At 42.3% G+C, this 307-nt stretch carries 1 protein-coding gene; it reads right to left on the reverse strand.

The genetic code is table 11. From position 1 onward, the window contains the following. The coding region (locus tag Q763_RS17995; protein ID WP_035136175.1) for an HYR-like domain-containing protein at nt 1–307 on the reverse strand (307 nt) is incomplete at both ends.

Consider the following 307-nt stretch of genomic DNA (forward strand, 5'->3'; position numbering starts at 1 on the left):
CGAGTTCTTGTGAAAGGGTACTCCATACAGGTGCACTGGTGTCTTCAATTACTATTATTTGTGTAAATAATTTTGAAAAGTTTCCACATACATCAGTAACGGTCCACATATTGGTATACGTTCCTGCATTACCACATCCGGTTGATACAAATTCACCTTCGGTTTTGGTCATAACCAGTTCACCATCACAGTTATCATTTGCCAGAGGCTCCAGTGCCTGAGCGGCAGCAAGACCTTCAGCATCATTACATTCTATTGTCACATCCAGTGCCTGATCCGGAGTAATCCAAAGAGGTTTTGTTGTGTC

The organism is Flavobacterium beibuense F44-8 (assembly GCF_000769915.1).
Classification (GTDB): Bacteria; Bacteroidota; Bacteroidia; order Flavobacteriales; family Flavobacteriaceae; genus Flavobacterium; species Flavobacterium beibuense.